We start from the raw sequence: 17,672 nt of genomic DNA on the forward strand, positions 1-17,672 counted from the left end.
TCACGCCGGGTGGTTGTCAGGCTCCCGCGGCCGACTTGAGGTCGGCGGCGCGGTCGGTGGACTCCCAGGTCAGGTCGGGCAGTTCGCGACCGAAGTGGCCGTAGGCGGCCGTCTGGGCGTAGATCGGCCGCAGCAGGTGCAGGTCCCGGATGATGGCGGCCGGGCGCAGGTCGAAGATCTCGGTGACCGCCTTCTCGATCGAGGCCACCGGCACCGTCTCGGTACCGAAGGTCTCGATGAACAGGCTCACCGGGTGTGCCTTACCGATCGCGTACGCGACCTGCACCTCGCACCGCTCCGCGAGCCCGGCGGCCACCACGTTCTTGGCCACCCACCGCATCGCGTACGCGGCCGACCTGTCGACCTTCGACGGGTCCTTGCCGGAGAACGCCCCACCACCGTGGCGGGCGTAGCCGCCGTAGGTGTCCACGATGATCTTCCGCCCGGTCAGGCCCGCGTCGCCCATCGGACCACCGATCTCGAACCGGCCGGTCGGGTTGACGAGCAGCCGGTAACCCTCGGTGTCCAGGCCCAGGCTCTCCAACTCGGGGGCGATGACGTGGTCCCGCACGTCCGGGGTGAGCAGCGACTCCAGGGAGATGTCGGCGGCGTGCTGGCTGGAGACCACCACCGTGTTCAGGCGTACCGGCCGCAGCCCGTCGTACTCGATGGTGACCTGCGTCTTGCCGTCCGGGCGCAGGTAGGGCACCGTGCCGTCCTTGCGTACCGCGGAGAGCCGGCGGGCCAGCCGGTGCGCGAGCGCGATCGGCAGCGGCATCAGCTCGGGCGTCTCGGAGCAGGCGAACCCGAACATCATGCCCTGGTCACCGGCGCCCTGCGCGTCCAATGCGCTCTCCGACGCCCCGGTACGCAGCTCGAACGCGTTGTCCACGCCCTGCGCGATGTCCGGCGACTGGGAACCGATAGAGACGCTCACCCCGCACGACGCCCCGTCGAAACCCTTCTTCGACGAGTCGTACCCGATGCCCAGGATCGTCTCGCGCACGATCGTCGGAATGTCGGCGTACGCCTTCGTCGTCACCTCACCGGCGACGTGCACCTGGCCGGTGGTGATCAGGGTCTCCACAGCCACCCGGCTGTGCGGATCCTGGGTCAGAAGGGCATCGAGGATGCCGTCGCTGATCTGATCGGCGATCTTGTCCGGGTGGCCTTCCGTGACCGATTCGGACGTGAAGAGGCGGCGTGTCACGGTACTCCTAAGTTCTTGGACGTCGTTCCGCGGCAGTGTAGTCACCAACCGTCCACGACGCCGTCGACGGTCGTCTTGGGTCCAGCCGTCAGGAGGAGTCACCGGCCCACCGGGCGACCACCAGGTCCCACACCCCGTCGGCGAGATCCTCCTTGGACCGCTCGGGTATCCGGGTGACCGAGCCGTCCACGCTGATGACGGTGGCCGCGTTGGTCTCGGCGCCGAAGACCTTGTCCGGCCCCACCTCGTTGATGACGATGAGGTCGGCCCGCTTCCGGGCCAGCTTGGCCCGTCCGTTGGCCTCGGCGTCGCCGGTCTCGGCGGCGAACACCACCAGCACCTGCTCCGGCCGACGACGCTGACCCAGCTCGGCGGCGATGTCCGGGTTGGTCACGAGTTCGATTGTGGGCGCCGTGCCGTCGTCCGATTTCTTGATTTTGCCAGGCGCGTACGTCGCCGGTCGGAAATCGGCAGGAGCCGCCGCCATCACCACCACGTCGGCGTCCACCGCCGCCTTCAGGGTGGCCTCACGCAGGTCCCCGGTGGTGCCCACCCGGACCAGGTCCGCACCGGCCGGATCGGGCAGTGCGACGTTCGCCGAGATCAGCGTGACCTGGGCGCCACGGGCGAGGGCGGCCCGGGCGAACGCGTAACCCTGCTTGCCCGAGGACCTGTTACCCAGGAAGCGCACCGGGTCCAGCGGTTCCCGGGTGCCACCGGCGGTGACCACCACCCGGCGGCCGGTCAGGTCGGCCGGCGCGTCGACGCCACGGGCCAGGATGCGGCGGGCCACGGCGAAGATCTCCGCCGGCTCCGGCAACCGGCCCTTGCCGGTGTCGACGCCGGTGAGTCGCCCGACGGCCGGCTCGATGACCCGGACGCCCCGGGCCCGCAGCGTCGCGACGTTGGCGACGGTCGCCGGGTGCTCCCACATCTCGGTGTGCATCGCCGGTGCCAGCAGCACCGGACAGCGAGCGGTGAGCAGGGTGTTGCTGAGTAGATCATCGGCGAGGCCGTGGGCGGCTCGGGCCAGCAGGTCGGCGGTGGTCGGCGCGACCACCACCAGGTCGGCCTGCTGACCGAGTCGCACGTGCGGCACCTCGTGCACGTCGGACCAGACGTCCTCGGCCACGGGTTGCCCGGACAGCGCCGCCCAGGTCGGCGCGCCGACGAAACGCAACGCGGCAGCGGTCGGCACCACCCGGACCTGGTGGCCCGACTCGGTGAACAGCCGCAGCAACTCGCACGCCTTGTACGCGGCGATACCGCCGCCGACGCCGAGGATGATCCGGGCGCTCATCGACGCACGGGGGGTTACGGCTGGTCGGTCGGCTCAGCGGTGAGCAGGCCCGCGTTGATCTCGCGCATCGCGATGGAGAGCGGCTTCTCCTGGGGAGTGGTCTCGACGAGCGGCCCGACGTACTCCAGCAGGCCCTCACCGAGCTGGCTGTAGTAGGCGTTGACCTGGCGGGCGCGCTTGGCCGCGAAGATGACCAGCGCGTACTTCGACGTCGTCTTCTCCAGGAGCTCGTCGATCGGCGGGTTGGTGATGCCTTCGGGGTTGGCGATGGATCCCACGGATGAACCTCTGCGTCTTTCGCACGGACCGCGCCTGAGCGCGGTGCCGGCGCTCAACCGCGCGGACGCGGTCGGGCCGGAGCCAGGAAGGAAGAACCGATGAATCCTACCAGTTCGTCCACGACCCGCTCGATGCGGTCGTGCGACACGCTGAGATCGAAGGCGGCCACGACGGGCGGACCCGGCAGTCGACCGGGCGGGTGGAGCAGGACGAGTCGCGCTCGCGGCCACCCGGCCCGGACCAGCAACGCCCCGTCGAGGTCCAGCGCGAGCAGGACCGGCTGCCCGGCGGCGAGCCGGCGGCGCAGCGGGCTGATCTCCGTGCCGCGCCGGTGAGTACCGAGTCGACTCCACTCCAGCAGCTCGCCGGCGGCGAGCCGGCGGTCGAACTCCTCGGGCGTGACGAAGTGCCGGTGGACGCCGTCCCGTTCGCCGGCCCGGCGAGGCCGGGTGGTGACCGCGACCGGCGTCCACACTGACGGAGAACGCGCCCGGATCAGCTCGACGACACTCGCCCTGCCGGCGCCGGATGGGCCAGCCAGGACAGTGAGCCGAGCCGCCGGGCGCGCCTCGTCATCCAAGCTCACTGCTTGTTTCTACACGCAGTCGTGCTCAGTTGGCGGCGAACTCCCCAAGCAGGGCCTTGCGCTGCTGCTCGCCGAGGCCACGCAGGCGACGGCTGTCGGCGATCTTGAGCTTCTCCATGATCTGAGTAGCCCGGATCTTGCCGATGCCCGGCATGGCCTGCAGCACGGCCGACACCTTGAGCTTGCCGACGACATCGTCGGACTCGGCCCGCTCAAGAACGGCTCCGAGGGTGGTCTTGCCCTGCTTGAGCTGCTCCTTCAGCTCGGCACGGGCTTTGCGGATCTCCGCAGCCTTCTCCAGCGCGGCTGCGCGCTGCTCGGGGGTCAATGACGGGAGCGGCACCAGTTCTCCTCAGGTCCCTATCGCGACGGGCGGGACGCACCGCCGCATCTGTGAAACGTGGTGTCGCTGTGAACCAAGGGGTTCCCAGCGCGGGGAAAACTAGCGGTCAACGGAGCTTTCGGCAACGTGGGCACGCGATGATCACCACAAAGTGACCGAGCCATCAGTCAGTCACGACATCGCCAGAACCGCCCGACACTCAGCCACAGCGCGCTCGGCGGCGGCCCGCAACGCCGCCGGATCGGGACCGGCGGCCAGCACCTCACGGGAGTACGCGGGCAGCACGGCGGGCACCGCGGAACCGAAGACGACCCGCAGATCCGCAGCCGTGGCGCCCTGCGCCCCGAGCCCCGGGGCGAGCAGCGGGCCGTTCACCGCCGACAGGTCGCAGCCGGTGTCACCGACCGTCGCGCCGATCACGGCGCCAATGCTGCCGAGCGGCTCCGCACCCGCGTTGAGCTGGGAAATCTCGTCGAGGACCGTCTGCGCCACAGTGCGTCCGTCGGCGCCGCGAGCCCGCTGCACCGAGGCGCCCTCGGGGTTGGAGGTGAGCGCCAGGACGAACACACCGCCGCCGTGCTCGGCGGCCAGCTCGAACATCGGGGCCAGCGAGCCGACGCCCAGGAAGGGGCTCGCCGTCACCGCGTCGACATACATGGAGCTGGATGGATCAAGGTAGGCCGACGCGTACGCGCGAACCGTCGAACCGATGTCGCCGCGCTTGACGTCGAGCAGAACGAGCGAGCCGAGATTTCGTAACTGTCGGATAGTTGACTCAAGCACCGCCATCCCTTGAGAACCGAATCGCTCGAAGAACGCCGACTGAGGCTTGACCACCGCAACCCGGTCACCGAGGGCGTCCACGACGGTCCGGGCGAAGCGGTCGAGGCCGTCCACGTCGTCGTCAAGGCCCCACCGGGCCAGCAGCTCCGGATGCGGGTCGATCCCCACGCAGAGCGGACCGCGTTCGTCCATGGCCCGGTACAGCCGGGCGCCGAAGCTCTCCATAACGGCAGTGCCTTTCTCTCGTTCTCCGCCGGTCCGGGATTGCACCGGCCGTCGCCTACTCAGCAGGTTCGATCAGGGGCGTCACCGGGTTACTCCAATTCGCGCCACCTGTCGATCACGCTTACTCAAATCGAGTCGAGCGTTATAACTCGCCTACTCAGCCCGCCGCGACCGCTGCTGCGATACCCGAGACCACGACCGCCAGGTCGGCGTCCGTGGTGACGTACGGCGGCATCGTGTAGACCAGATCCCGGAACGGACGCAGCCACACCCCCTGCGCCACCGCGGCGGCGGTCGCCGCGCCCAGATCCACCTCGTGGTCCAACTGGACCACACCGATGCCGCCGAGTACCCGCACGTCGGTCACGCCCGGCGTACCGCGCAGCGGCTCCAGCCCGGACCGCAGACCCCGCTGAAGTCGGGCCACCTGCCCGGCCCAGTCCCCGGCCCGCAACAGGCCCAGCGACGCGTTGGCGACCGCGCAGGCCAGCGGGTTGCCCATGAACGTCGGGCCGTGCGCGAGCACACCGCCGGTCCGGATGCCCCGCGCGACCTCCGCCGTGCAGAGCGCCGCGGCCAGGGTGAGGTACCCGCCGGTGAGCGCCTTGCCGACACACATCACGTCCGGCGTCACCCCCGCGTGCTCGGCGGCGAACATCGTGCCGGTACGCCCGAAGCCGGTGGCGATCTCGTCGAAGATCAGCAGCACCCCGTGCGCGCTCGTCACCTCGCGCAGCACCCGCAGATAGTGCGGATGGTGGAAGCGCATTCCGCCGGCGCCCTGCACCACCGGTTCCACGATCACCGCGGCCAGCTCGTGGGCGTGCCGCTCGACCGCGTCGACAAGCGCCGCCTCGTACGCCGGGTCCGGTGGGCTGTCGAAGCCGCCGGGCGGTGCCGGGGCGAACACCTGTCGCGGCAGCACGTCGCCCCAGAGGTGGTGCATGCCGCCCTCGGGGTCGCAGACGCTCATCGGATGGAACGTGTCGCCGTGGTAGCCGCCCCGCCAGGTGCCCAACCGGCGTCGCCGCGGCCGGCCGGTGGCCCGCTGGTACTGCAGGCACATCTTCACCGCGACCTCGACACTCACCGAACCGGAGTCGGCGAGGAACACGTGCTCCAGCCCGTCGGGGGTCACCTCGACCAGGGTGCGGGCCAGCTCCACGGCCGGAGCGTGGGTGAGCCCGCCGAACATGACGTGGCTCATCCGCCCCAACTGGTCGGTCACCGCCGCGTCCAGCACCGGATGCCGGTACCCGTGGATCGCCGCCCACCACGAGGACATCCCGTCGACCAGCTCGCGACCGTCGGCCAGCCGCAACCGCACCCCCGCCGCACCCTCCACCACATACGGCGCCACCGCCGGCGGCACCACCGAGTACGGATGCCACACGTGCGCCGCGTCAGCCGCAAGAACCTCCTCCGGCGTCACCCCACCCCCACCTCCCCGCGATCTTGCACTTTCGGTCGCCGTGGCGTCCCATTCGCCCCATCCGCCCCGACAGAAAGTGCAAGATCGCGGGGGAGGTGGGTGGGCGTCATCGGGGTGGTACGGCGCGGGCGACGGCGCGGGGCAGCGCCGGGCCACGGTAGATGAAGCCGGTGTAGAGCTGGACCAGGCTCGCGCCGGCGTCGAACATCCGGGTGGCGTCGTCGGGGTCGACGATGCCACCGACGCCGATGACCGGCAGCCGCCCGCCCGTCTCGGCGTGGACGAAGGCGACCACCTGTCGCGCCCGGTCGGCCAGGGGGCGACCGGACAGTCCGCCGGCCTCGCCGGAGCGCCAGCGGTCGGCCGGGGCCAAGCCGTCCCGGCCGAGGGTCGTGTTCGTGGCGATCACCCCGGCCGCGCCCCGGGCCAGGCACACCTCCAGCAACTCGGCGATGGCCGGCTCGGTCAGGTCAGGGGCGATCTTCACCAGCACCGGCTTCTCCCCCACCAACGCCGCCAGCAACGCGTCCAGATGCCCACGGTCCTGCAACTCGCGCAGCCCCGGGGTGTTCGGCGAGGAGACGTTGACCGCGAAGTAGTCCCCGTGGTCGCGCAGCGCGCGGTACGACTCGCGGTAGTCCTCCACCGCGTCCGCCAGGGCCGTCACCTTCGACTTGCCCAGCGAGATGCCCAGCGGTACGCCGAGCGGTCGCGGCAACGCCGCCAGCCGGTCCGCCAGCGCCTGCGCACCGGCGTTGTTGAAGCCCATCCTGTTGATCACGGCCTCGCTGTCGGGCAGCCGGAACAGCCGGGGCCGGGGATTGCCCGGCTGCGGGCGCGCCGTCACGGTGCCGACCTCGACGAAGCCGAAGCCGAGCGCCGGCCACGCCGGCAGCGCCACCCCGTCCTTGTCCATGCCGGCGGCCAGCCCGACCGGGTTGGGGAACCGCACCCCGAACACCGTGCGCGGCGCCGACACCGCGTACCGGGCCCGCACCGCCGCCAACGCCACAGGCATCCGGGACAGTGCGGCCAACCGCCGCAGGGTGAACTCGTGCGCCGCCTCCGCGTCCCCACCCCCGACCCGGAACAACCCCCGCCGCACCGTCCGCTCGAAGATCACGCCACCCCTCCCCGAACCCCGGCGTCGACCGTGAAGTTGTTGCCATGGCACGCCGAGGCGGCCGACAACAACTTCATGATCGACTCGCGCATCGCGGCCGCCGGGGTGGCTGGGGCGGCTGGGGCGGCTGGGAGGGTGGGCATGATCGAGGAGAGTTGGGGGGTCACTGGGCGGGCCGGAGGGCGGCGTGGAGGGCCTGGAGGGGGCGGACCTGCATGTCGCCCCGGATCCGGGCTTCGATGCCCATGACGGCGGCGGCGGCGCCGGGGACCGTGGTGATGCAGGGGATGTCGGCAGTCACGGCGGCACTGCGGATCTCGTAACCGTCCGAGCGGGCGCTGGCACCCGAACCCTGCGGCGTGTTGACCACCAGGGCGACGTGACCACCGAGGATCAGCGACACCGCGTCGTCCTCGGACCCGGCCTCGTAGTGCTTCGGGACCTCCTCACAGGCGATGCCGTGGCGGCGCAGCACCTCGGCCGTACCGCTTGTCGCGACGATGTCGAAGCCGAGATCGGCCAGCCGCTTGATCGGGAAGATCATGCCGCGCTTGTCCCGGTTGGCCACCGAGACGAAGATCCTGCCCTCGGTCGGCAGCGACCCGTACGCCGCCGACTGCGACTTGGCGAAGGCGTGCCCGAAGGCGGTGTCGATCCCCATCACCTCGCCCGTCGACTTCATCTCCGGGCCGAGCAGCGAATCCACGCCCTTACCGGCCGGGGTACGGAACCGCTTGAACGGCAGCACCGCCTCCTTCACCGCGATCGGAGCGTCCGGCGGCAACGAACCGCCGTCCCCGGTCGCCGGCAACATGCCCTCGGCGCGCAGCTCGGCCAGGGTCGCGCCGAGAGCGATCCGGGCCGCCGCCTTCGCCAGCGGCACCGCCGTGGCCTTCGAGACGAACGGCACGGTACGCGAGGCACGCGGGTTGGCCTCCAGCACGTACAGCGCGTCGTCCTTCAACGCGTACTGCACGTTGAGCAGCCCGCGTACGCCGATGTTGCGGGCGATCGCCTCGGTGTACCGGCGGACCTGGGCCACGTGCGAGCTGGCCAGGGTGATCGGGGGCAGGGCGCAGGAGGAGTCGCCGGAGTGGATGCCCGCCTCCTCGATGTGCTCCATGATCCCGCCGAGGTAGACCTCACCGTCGGCGTCGCAGAGCGCGTCCACGTCGATCTCGATGGCGTCGTCGAGGAACCTGTCGACAAGCACCGGGTGGTCCGGCGAGATGTCGGTGGCCCGACCGATGTAGTCGCGCAGCGTGGCGTCGTCGTAGACGATCTCCATGCCACGCCCGCCCAGCACGTACGACGGCCGGACCAGCACCGGATAGCCGATCTCGTCGGCGATCTCCTTCGCCTCGTCGTACGAGGTGGCGGTGCCGTGCGCCGGTGCGCGCAGGCCGGCCCGGGCCAGCAGCGACCCGAAGGCGCCCCGCTCCTCGGCGAGGTGGATCGACTCCGGGGAGGTACCCACCACCGGCACGCCGGCATCCTTGAGCCGTTGGGCCAACCCGAGCGGGGTCTGCCCGCCGAGCTGCACGATCACGCCGACCACGCCCGGCCCGCCGGCCGCCCGGCCGGACGAGTCCTCCGCGTGCCAGACCTCCAGCACGTCCTCGAAGGTCAGCGGCTCGAAGTAGAGCCGGTCAGCGGTGTCGTAGTCGGTGGAGACCGTCTCCGGGTTGCAGTTGACCATCACGGTCTCGTAGGCCCCCTTCAAGGCCATGACCGCGTGCACACAGGAGTAGTCGAACTCGATGCCCTGCCCGATCCGGTTCGGCCCGGAACCCAGGATCAGCACCTTCGGCCGCGCCGAGCCGGCCACCTCGGTCTCCGCGTCGTACGAGGAGTAGTGGTACGGGGTGGTGGCCTCGAACTCGGCGGCGCAGGTGTCCACCGTCTTGTAGACCGGCCGGATGTCGAGGCGGTGCCGCAGCGTACGCACCCCGTCCTCGGCGGCCAGTTCGGGGCGCAGCGCGGCCAACTGCCGGTCGGACAGGCCGGCCCGCTTCGCCTGGCGCAGCAACTCCGCGTCCAGCACCGGGGCCGCCACGATCTCGGCCCGCAACTCGACAAGGGCGGCGATCTGGTCCAGGAACCACGGGTCGATGCTGCCGGAGGCGGCGCTGACCTCGGCGATCGAGGCACCCAGCCGCAGCGCCCGCTCCACGGTGTAGAGCCGCCCGTCGTGCGGCGTGCCCAGGGCGGCGAGGGTGTTCTCCCGGGTCGCCCCCACCGGGTCGGAGACCGTCCAGAAACCGGCGGCCTTGGTTTCCATCGAGCGCATCGCCTTGTTGAGCGCCTCGGTGAAGTTCCGCCCCAGGCTCATCGCCTCGCCCACCGACTTCATGGTGGTGGTCAGCTCCGGGTCCGCGCCGGGGAACTTCTCGAACGCGAACCGGGGGATCTTCACCACCACGTAGTCGAGCGTCGGCTCGAACGCGGCAGGCGTCTTGAGGGTGATGTCGTTCGGGATCTCGTCGAGGGTGTAACCGATGGCCAGCTTCGCGGCGATCTTCGCGATCGGGAAGCCTGTCGCCTTCGACGCCAGCGCCGAGGAGCGGGAGACCCGAGGGTTCATCTCGATCACGACGATGCGGCCGTCGGCCGGGTTCACCGCGAACTGGATGTTGCAGCCACCGGTGTCCACCCCGACCTCCCGCAGCACCGCGATACCCAGGTCGCGCAGGTGCTGGTACTCCCGGTCGGTCAAGGTCATGGCCGGTGCCACGGTCACGCTGTCACCCGTGTGCACGCCCATCGGATCGAGGTTCTCGATCGAGCAGACCACCACCACGTTGTCGTGGCGGTCCCGCATGAGTTCGAGCTCGTACTCCTTCCAGCCGAGCACGCTCTCCTCGATGAGCACCTCGTGCACCGGGCTGGCGGCCAACCCGGTGCCGGCGATGCGCTCCAGGTCGGCGTCGGTGTGCGCCATGCCCGAGCCGAGGCCACCCATGGTGAACGACGGCCGGATCACCACCGGCAGGCCCAGCTCGGCCACCGTCTCGCGGACCTCGTCCATCGAGTGGCAGACCCGCGAACGCGGCACCAGCGCCGCCGGGTCGGCCACGCCGAGGCGTACGCCGGCCTTCGCCACGATTTCCTTGAACAGCTGCCGGTCCTCGCCGCGCCGGATGGCGTCGATGTTCGCGCCGATCAACTCGACGCCGTACTTCTCCAGTACCCCGGCCTCGTGCAACGCCACGGCGGTGTTCAGGGCGGTCTGCCCGCCCAGGGTGGGCAGCACCGCGTCGGGACGTTCCTTCGCGATGACCAGCTCCACGAACTCCGGGGTGATCGGCTCGACGTACGTCGCGTCGGCGAACTCCGGGTCGGTCATGATGGTGGCCGGGTTGGAGTTGACCAGGCTGACCCGGATCCCCTCGGCGCGCAGCACCCGGCACGCCTGGGTACCGGAGTAGTCGAACTCGCAGGCCTGCCCGATGACGATCGGCCCCGAGCCGATCACCAGGATGTGCTTGAGATCGGTGCGCTTAGGCATTGGTACGCCCCCCACTGAGAGCCCGGCCGTCGATCAGCTCGGCGAAGCGGTCGAAGAGATAGTCCGCGTCGTGCGGGCCGGCCGCCGCCTCCGGGTGGTACTGGACGGTGAAGGCGGGCACGTCGCGCGCCCGCAGCCCCTCGACCACGTTGTCGTTGAGGCAGACGTGTGACACCTGGACGCCGCCGAACTCGGTCTCGATCACCTGGTCCGGCACCACCGCGCCCGGCCGTACCCCGGGCACCTCCACCGCGAAGCCGTGGTTGTGGCTGGTCACCTCCACCTTGCCGGTGACCCGGTCGAGCACCGGCTGGTTGATGCCCCGGTGGCCGTAGCCGAGCTTGTAGGTGCCGAAGCCGAGCGCCCGGCCGAGGATCTGGCTGCCGAAGCAGATACCGAACAGTGGCATCTCGCGGCGCAGCACCTCCCGGGCCAACGCGACAGGGGCGTCGGCGGTCGCCGGATCACCGGGCCCGGGCGAGAAGAAGACCGCGTCGGCACCGGTGGCCAGCAGGTCCTCGATGCTCGACCCGGCCGGCAGCACATGGGTGGTCACGCCACGCGCGGCGAGCCGACGCGGCACGTTGCGCTTGATGCCCAGGTCCAGCGCGGCCACCGTGAACCGGTGCTCTCCCTCGGCTTCGACCACGTACGGCGTCGCGGTGGTCACCTCGGCGGAGAGGTCCGCGCCGACCATCTGCGGCGACTGACGAACCCGTTCGAGCAGTGCCCGGGGGTCGTCCTCGACACTTGAGACACCCACCCGCATCGCGCCACGCTCACGCAGGTGCCGGGTCAGCGCCCGGGTGTCCACGCCGCTGATGCCGACCACCCCCTCGGTGGCCAGCCGGTCCTCCAGACCGCCGGTGGCCCGCCAGTTGGAGCTGACCCGGGCCGGGTCACGCACCACGTATCCGGCCACCCAGATCCGGCGCGACTCGTCGTCCTCGGCGTTGACGCCGGTGTTCCCGATGTGCGGAGCGGTCTGCACCACCACCTGGCGGTGGTACGACGGGTCGGTGAGCGTCTCCTGGTAACCGGTCATCCCGGTGTTGAAGACCGCCTCGCCGAAGGTCTCCCCGACGCTGCCGTACGCCTCGCCGTGGAAGGTACGCCCGTCCTCAAGGACGAGAATCGCCTGACGCCTACGACTCATGCCGCGCCTCCGATCCGGACTGCGGTGCTCCGCTGCGCTGCACTCACTTGACTGCCTTTCCGTCGAGCACCGTCGCCTCGCCACGCAGGAAGGTCGCCACGATGCGACCCGGCAGCGTCATCCGGGCGTACGGGGTGTTGCGGCTACGGCTGGCCTGCTCCGCCGGCTCGATCAACCGACGGGCCGCCGGGTCGACGAGGGTGAGGTTGGCCGGCGCGCCGGGGGCCGGGTCGTGGCCGTGTTCGGTGAGCCCGGCGATCCGGGCCGGCGTACGCGACATCCGCTCGGCGATCAGGTCCCACTCCGGTCCCAGCACGTCGAGCGCGATGGACAGCGCCGTCTCCAGCCCGAGCATGCCCGGCCGGGCGTACGCCCACTCGCACTCCTTGTCCTCCATGGCGTGCGGGGCGTGGTCGGTGGCGATGATGTCGATCACCCCGTCGGCGAGCGCGGCCCGCAACGCGGCGATGTCGGTGGCGGTACGCAGCGGCGGGTTGACCTTGAAAACGGGGTCGTAGGTCTCGGCACGTGCGTCGGTGAGCAGCAGGTGGTGCGGGGTCACCTCAGCGGTGACGCGTACCCCCCGGGCCTTGGCGTGGCGCAGCACCTCGACGCTGCCGGCGGTGGAGACGTGGCAGACGTGCAGTCGGCTGCCGACATGCTCGGCCAGCAGCACGTCCCGCGCGATGATCGCCTCCTCGGCCACCGCCGGCCAACCGGTCAGGCCCAGCCGGGTGGAGACCTCACCCTCGTGCATCTGCGCGCCCTCGGTGAGCCGGGGCTCCTCGGCGTGCTGGGCGATGATGCCGTCGAACGCCTTCACGTACTCCAGCGCCCGGCGCATCAGCCGGGGGTCGGCGACACAGTGCCCGTCGTCGGAGAAGATCCGTACCCGGGCCGCCGAGTCGGCCATCGCGCCCAGCTCGGCGAGGCGCTCACCGGCCAGCCCGACGGTGACCGCGCCGATCGGCTGCACGTCGACGAGCCCGGCCTCCCGACCGAGCCGCCACACCTGCTCCACCACACCCGCGGTGTCCGCCACCGGCGAGGTGTTCGCCATCGCGCAGACCGCCGTGTAGCCGCCGAGCGCCGCGGCCCGGGAACCGGTCTCGACGGTCTCGGCATCCTCCCGGCCGGGCTCGCGCAGATGGGTGTGCAGGTCGACCAGGCCGGGCAGGGCGACCAGCCCGGCGGCGTCGATCACCGTGGCGTCCGGCGCGGAGAGCCCCGCGCCGGTCTCGGCCACGACGCCGTCGCGGATCAGCAGGTCGGTGGGTGCGGCGCCGAGGACGCTGACGTTCCTGAGCAGGTACGAGTTCACCGGTTGTTCCCCCCGAGCAGCAGGTAGAGGACGGCCATCCGGACGGAGACACCGTTGGCGACCTGTTCGACGATTGTGGAGCGGGGCGAGTCCGCGACCTCCGGTGTGATCTCCATGCCCCGGTTCATCGGGCCGGGATGCATGACGATCGCGTGTTCCGGCAGTCGACCCATGCGCGGACCGTCCAGGCCGTAGCGGCGGGCGTACTCGCGAGCGGACGGGAAGTAGGAGTCGTTCATCCGCTCCCGCTGCACCCGCAGCATCATCACCACATCGGACGAGGGCAGTACCGCGTCGAGGTCGTAGCAGACGTCGGTGCCCGGCGCGAGAGCGGCGGCGATGTCGACCGGGATCAGCGTGGGCGGCCCGACCAGGGTGACCTTCGCGCCGAGGGTGGACAGCAGCAGCACGTTGGAGCGGGCCACCCGGGAGTGCAGCACGTCGCCCACCACCGCCACCGACAGGCCGGCCAGCCGGCCCAGCCGGGACCGCATCGTGTACGCGTCGAGCAGCGCCTGGGTGGGATGCTCGTGGGTGCCGTCGCCGGCATTGACCACGCAACCCTCGACCCAGTCGGCGAGGCGGTGCGGGGCGCCTGAGGCGGGATGGCGGACCACCACCGCGTCGGCGCCCATCGCCTGCAGGGTCAGCGCGGTGTCCTTCAGGCTCTCGCCCTTGGCGACGCTGGAACCCTTCGCCGAAAAGTTGATCACGTCGGCGCTGAGTCGTTTCGCCGCCGCCTCGAACGAGATCCGGGTCCGGGTCGAATCCTCGTAGAAGAGATTGACGACGGTCCGACCGCGCAACGCGGGCAGCTTCTTGACCTCGCGACCGGCCACCGCGGCCATCTCGGCTGCGGTGTCCAGGATCTGGATGGCGGTGTCCGCGTCGAGGTCTGCGCCGGAGAGCAGGTGCCTGATCATGAGCAGCGCCGCCTTTCGTTCGCGACCGCGGGGCTCCGCTGCGCTGCACTCCTCGCGCTCACCGGGCCTCCTCGCCGTAGAGCCGGACCTCGTCCGTGCCGTCGGTCTCGGCAAGCGTCACCTTGACGCTCTCGGCCAGGGCGGTCGGGATGTTCTTGCCGACATAGTCGGCGCGGATCGGTAGCTGACGGTGCCCCCGGTCGACAAGCACGGCGAGCTGCACCGACGCGGGCCGGCCCAGGTCGCCGAGCGCGTCCAGGGCGGCCCGGACCGTCCGACCGGAGAAGAGGACGTCGTCGACGAGGACCACGCGCCGGCCATCGATGCCGCCGGCCGGCAGTTCCGTGGGGCCGACCGCCCGGGTGGCGTGTCGGCGCAGGTCATCGCGGTAGAGAGTGATGTCGAGCACGCCGACCGGCACGGAAATCTCCTCGAAGGCGCTGATCCGGGCAGCAAGGCGACGAGCGAGCGGGGCACCCCTGGTGGGAATGCCGAGCAACACGGTGTCAGCCGCGCCCTGGGTCTTCTCGAGGATCTGGTGAGCGATGCGGTCGACGACCCGTTGCAGGTCGGCGCTTGTCAGAATCACCTTCACCGAGGGTTGTCGCGGCGGCGACGACTGGGCAGCCGGTGGGTAGGCCACGGCGGACCTCCTTCCCCGCCTCACGGGACGGGTCGTTAAAGGACGTCGGATCCTCCCGGCCGGCCGGGGACGGCCGGCAGAGGGGCTTCGGCAACGTTACCAGTGGTCGCTGCCGCCTCGACGCGCGGGCACCAGCGACGACGGCGTCACCCGCCGCCGTTGACTGACTGACCGGTCAGCCTGGCGAAACGGGACAACTCACCCGGGGTACACAACGGGAAGATCGCGGCCACTTGACCACGTGTACGAATCCCCGTACCGTCACGCTCCGTAGCGAATCGCTGGGAGAACCCCGAGCAGCACTGGGAGTGTCCGAATGCCCTCTGAATACGCCAAGTCTCTGGGCGCCCGCCTGCGCTCCATCCGCCAGCAGCAGGGCCTGTCCCTGCAGGGGGTGGAGGAGAAGTCGAACGGGCGCTGGAAGGCGGTGGTGGTCGGCTCGTACGAGCGCGGCGACCGGGCCGTCACGGTGTCCCGTCTGGCCGAGCTGGCCGAGTTCTACCGCGTACCGGTCTCGGAGCTGCTGCCCGACGGCAGCGGGGTTCGGCACGAACCCACCAGCAAGATCGTTCTGGACCTGGAGCGTCTGTACGACGAGGCCAGCGAGGATCTCGCCTACGTGGCCCGGTACGCACGCGCCATCCAGCAGCAGCGCGGTGACTACAACGGCCGGGTGCTGTCGATCCGTGCCGACGACCTGCGCGCCCTCGCCATCGTCTACGACGCCTCGCCGTCCGGCCTGATCGAGCGGCTGACCGAGCACGGCGTGCTGGTCGCCGACCCGCGGGCCTTCTTCGCTTCCTGAGCCCGACCTCCGAAAGGGCCCGTGCCGTTCGGCACGGGCCCTTTTCGTCGCGGGTGCGTCGACCTCCCCGGTCGGGTGCGCCCGATTCAGCGGGTGGCGTACTCGGCGATCCGGCCGAGCAGACCGTTGAGGAAGCGGGGCGAGTCGTCGGTCGACATCTGCCGGGCCAACTCCACCGCCTCGCTGATCGCCACCGCGTCGTCGATCTCGTCGAGGTACAACAACTCGTAGACCGCGATCCGGGCCAGGTTGCGGTCGACCACGGGCATCCGGTCCAGCGTCCAGCCCTCGGCGTAGCTGGAGATCAGCTCATCGATCCGGTCCAGGTGCCCAGCCACCCCCTCGACCAGGCCGACCGCGTACCCCAGGTGGTCGGGACGCGGTTTCTCGATCCGCTCGACGTAGCCCGCCAGCACCTCGGCCGGCGGACGATCACGCAGGTCGGCCTCGAAGAGCACGTCCAACGCCCGCTTGCGCGCCTTGCGACGCGCCGGCATCTGCTGCTTCGGACCCTCGGCCATCAGGCGCGGCCGAGGTAACGGCCGTCGCGAGTGTCGACCTTGATCTTCTCACCGGTGGTCACGAAGAGCGGGACCTGGACGGTCGCGCCCGTCTCCACAGTCGCCGGCTTGTTGCCGCCGGTCGAGCGGTCACCCTGCAGGCCCGGCTCGGTGTACGTGACCTCCAGCACCACTGAGGTCGGCAGCTCGATGTAGAGCGGCACGCCCTCGTGGGTGGCCACGGTCGCCTCGGCCTCGGGCAGCAGGTAGTTCGCCGCCTCGCCGACCGTCCCGCCGAGCACCGTGATCTGGTCGAACGTCTCCATGTCCATGAAGACGTAGTCGTCGCCGTCGGCGTAGAGATACTGCATCGTGCGCTTGTCGACGGTCGCGGTCTCAACCTTGGTGCCCGCGTTGAAGGTCTTGTCGACCACCTTGCCGGAGAGCACGTTCTTCAACGTGGTACGCACGAACGCACCACCCTTACCGGGCTTGACGTGCTGGAACTCAACGACGGCCCAGAGCTCCCCGTCGAGGTTGAGTACCAGGCCGTTCTTCAGGTCGTTGGTGGTGGCCATTTCCTGCCTTGATCATCATTTGGCGGACAGACCTGGCAAGTCTACTAGCCGCTTCGCGACCCGCCGACCGCCGTCGGTCGCCCACCCGGCCCAGCCCGGCCCGGCGCGACCGGCACGCCACTCCCACGCCACCGAACCCGGCACGGTCAGTATCGCTCCACCCCGGGCCCTCACCCTCATGTGCTCCCTTTGCTCTGCTTCAACCCACGCAACAGTCACGTTCTGTGACGGATTCGCCGCGCATCGCCGCCCGCCCTCGTCGCGAAGGCCCTGGTCGGCCGCTGGTGCGTGGGTTGAAGCAGAGCAAAGGATGGAAAGGGGGGTGTGGGGCAGGGCGGCCGGTCCTTCACGGAGGGTAGGCCACACCGAACGTAACGGCAGGGGCCGGCACGCTGTCGAACGCCAGGCGGCACGGAGGGCAAGGCCGGCGAGAGGCGGGCCGGACGCGAGGCGGGCTGGGCTCAGGCGGGCTGGTCGCGGCGGTTGGCCAGGTGGTGCAGGGCCAGGCGGTAGCCGTCCACGCCCAGGCCGCAGATCACGCCGGTGGCCACCGCGGAGACGACCGAGTGGTGCCGGAACTCCTCCCGCGCGTGGATGTTGGAGATGTGCACCTCCACCAGCGGTCCGCGCAGCATCGCGCAGGCGTCCCGTACCGCGATCGAGTAGTGCGACCAGGCCGCCGGGTTGAGCACCACCGCGGCACCCTCGTCAGCGGCGGCATGCAGCCAGCCGAGCAGCTCGTGCTCGGCGTCGGTCTGCCGCACGTCGACATCCAGGCCCAGGTCACGACCGGTCGTCTCGCAGAGTTTCACCAGGTCGGCATAGCTGGTCACCCCGTAGACGTCGACCTGGCGGGAGCCCAGCCGACCCAGGTTCGGCCCGTTGAGCACGTACACCTTCATGGTCACCGAGTCGTTCTCCGTTCGCGACTGCGGGGCTCGCAAACCCGGCTCACTC

At 70.6% G+C, this 17,672-nt stretch carries 18 protein-coding genes; 1 reads left to right on the top strand and 17 read right to left on the bottom strand.

All coding sequences use genetic code 11. The features are described from left to right. Positions 1 to 16: 16 nt before the first annotated feature. The 14 genes from metK to pyrR form a co-directional block, all read right to left on the bottom strand. Positions 17 to 1,210 (bottom strand): methionine adenosyltransferase, encoded by a 1,194-nt coding sequence (metK, locus tag CLT74_RS11275; RefSeq protein WP_099846489.1) that lies wholly within the window; start codon positions 1,208 to 1,210, stop codon positions 17 to 19. An 88-nt stretch (positions 1,211 to 1,298) separates the two neighbouring features. Next, positions 1,299 to 2,510: a bifunctional phosphopantothenoylcysteine decarboxylase/phosphopantothenate--cysteine ligase CoaBC gene (gene coaBC, locus CLT74_RS11280; RefSeq protein WP_099846490.1), complete on the bottom strand. Its 1,212-nt coding sequence runs from the start codon at positions 2,508 to 2,510 to the stop codon at positions 1,299 to 1,301. A 14-nt stretch (positions 2,511 to 2,524) separates the two neighbouring features. Continuing rightward, a complete protein-coding gene (rpoZ, locus tag CLT74_RS11285) occupies positions 2,525 to 2,788 on the bottom strand; it encodes a DNA-directed RNA polymerase subunit omega (RefSeq protein ID WP_007075826.1) in 264 nt (87 codons plus the stop codon). A gap of 53 nt (positions 2,789 to 2,841) precedes the next feature. Beyond that, the gene (locus CLT74_RS11290; protein WP_099846491.1) at positions 2,842 to 3,375 is read right to left on the bottom strand and encodes a hypothetical protein; all 534 of its coding nucleotides are present in this window, start codon (positions 3,373 to 3,375) and stop codon (positions 2,842 to 2,844) included. 25 nt (positions 3,376 to 3,400) lie between these two features. Then, on the bottom strand, positions 3,401 to 3,718 hold the full coding sequence (mihF, locus tag CLT74_RS11295) for an integration host factor, actinobacterial type (protein WP_007458370.1): 318 nt from the start codon (positions 3,716 to 3,718) through the stop codon (positions 3,401 to 3,403). Between the two features lie 171 nt (positions 3,719 to 3,889). After that, complete coding sequence (gene pyrF / locus CLT74_RS11300) at positions 3,890 to 4,726, bottom strand: orotidine-5'-phosphate decarboxylase (protein ID WP_099846492.1); 837 nt, start codon at positions 4,724 to 4,726, stop codon at positions 3,890 to 3,892. Positions 4,727 to 4,883: 157 nt separating this feature from the next. Next, on the bottom strand, positions 4,884 to 6,158 hold the full coding sequence (locus CLT74_RS11305; protein WP_099846493.1) for an adenosylmethionine--8-amino-7-oxononanoate transaminase: 1,275 nt from the start codon (positions 6,156 to 6,158) through the stop codon (positions 4,884 to 4,886). A 106-nt stretch (positions 6,159 to 6,264) separates the two neighbouring features. Then, positions 6,265 to 7,281 (bottom strand): quinone-dependent dihydroorotate dehydrogenase, encoded by a 1,017-nt coding sequence (locus CLT74_RS11310; protein ID WP_099846494.1) that lies wholly within the window; start codon positions 7,279 to 7,281, stop codon positions 6,265 to 6,267. Beyond that, a complete protein-coding gene (locus tag CLT74_RS30450; RefSeq protein ID WP_158240241.1) occupies positions 7,278 to 7,424 on the bottom strand; it encodes a hypothetical protein in 147 nt (48 codons plus the stop codon). The genes CLT74_RS11310 and CLT74_RS30450 overlap by 4 nt, the downstream gene beginning before the upstream one ends. A gap of 20 nt (positions 7,425 to 7,444) precedes the next feature. Then, entirely contained in the window at positions 7,445 to 10,789 is a 3,345-nt protein-coding gene (gene carB, locus CLT74_RS11315) for a carbamoyl-phosphate synthase large subunit (protein ID WP_099846495.1), read from the bottom strand. Continuing rightward, positions 10,782 to 11,945, bottom strand: a complete 1,164-nt coding sequence (gene carA / locus CLT74_RS11320) for a glutamine-hydrolyzing carbamoyl-phosphate synthase small subunit (RefSeq protein WP_099846496.1) — start codon at positions 11,943 to 11,945, stop codon at positions 10,782 to 10,784. Before carA ends, carB begins: the two co-directional genes overlap by 8 nt. A gap of 43 nt (positions 11,946 to 11,988) precedes the next feature. Next, positions 11,989 to 13,266: a dihydroorotase gene (locus CLT74_RS11325; RefSeq protein ID WP_099846497.1), complete on the bottom strand. Its 1,278-nt coding sequence runs from the start codon at positions 13,264 to 13,266 to the stop codon at positions 11,989 to 11,991. Then, positions 13,263 to 14,189 (bottom strand): aspartate carbamoyltransferase catalytic subunit, encoded by a 927-nt coding sequence (locus CLT74_RS11330; RefSeq protein ID WP_099846498.1) that lies wholly within the window; start codon positions 14,187 to 14,189, stop codon positions 13,263 to 13,265. The genes CLT74_RS11325 and CLT74_RS11330 overlap by 4 nt, the downstream gene beginning before the upstream one ends. A gap of 58 nt (positions 14,190 to 14,247) precedes the next feature. Then, positions 14,248 to 14,832, bottom strand: coding sequence for a bifunctional pyr operon transcriptional regulator/uracil phosphoribosyltransferase PyrR (pyrR, locus tag CLT74_RS11335; RefSeq protein ID WP_099846499.1), 585 nt, complete (start codon positions 14,830 to 14,832; stop codon positions 14,248 to 14,250). Between the two features lie 316 nt (positions 14,833 to 15,148). Here pyrR and bldD point away from each other — a divergent pair, with 316 nt between their 5' ends. Beyond that, positions 15,149 to 15,637, top strand: coding sequence for a transcriptional regulator BldD (gene bldD / locus CLT74_RS11340; protein ID WP_007458348.1), 489 nt, complete (start codon positions 15,149 to 15,151; stop codon positions 15,635 to 15,637). A gap of 86 nt (positions 15,638 to 15,723) precedes the next feature. On the opposite strand, the gene nusB is transcribed toward bldD, so the two are convergent. From nusB to aroQ, 3 genes are all read right to left on the bottom strand, one after another. After that, positions 15,724 to 16,134, bottom strand: a complete 411-nt coding sequence (nusB, locus tag CLT74_RS11345; RefSeq protein ID WP_199172361.1) for a transcription antitermination factor NusB — start codon at positions 16,132 to 16,134, stop codon at positions 15,724 to 15,726. Positions 16,135 to 16,157: 23 nt separating this feature from the next. Continuing rightward, positions 16,158 to 16,715 (bottom strand): elongation factor P, encoded by a 558-nt coding sequence (gene efp / locus CLT74_RS11350; RefSeq protein WP_099846501.1) that lies wholly within the window; start codon positions 16,713 to 16,715, stop codon positions 16,158 to 16,160. Positions 16,716 to 17,176: 461 nt separating this feature from the next. Continuing rightward, complete coding sequence (gene aroQ / locus CLT74_RS11355; protein WP_099851766.1) at positions 17,177 to 17,617, bottom strand: type II 3-dehydroquinate dehydratase; 441 nt, start codon at positions 17,615 to 17,617, stop codon at positions 17,177 to 17,179. Positions 17,618 to 17,672: the final 55 nt, after the last annotated feature.

Source organism: Verrucosispora sp. CNZ293 (genome assembly GCF_002754655.1).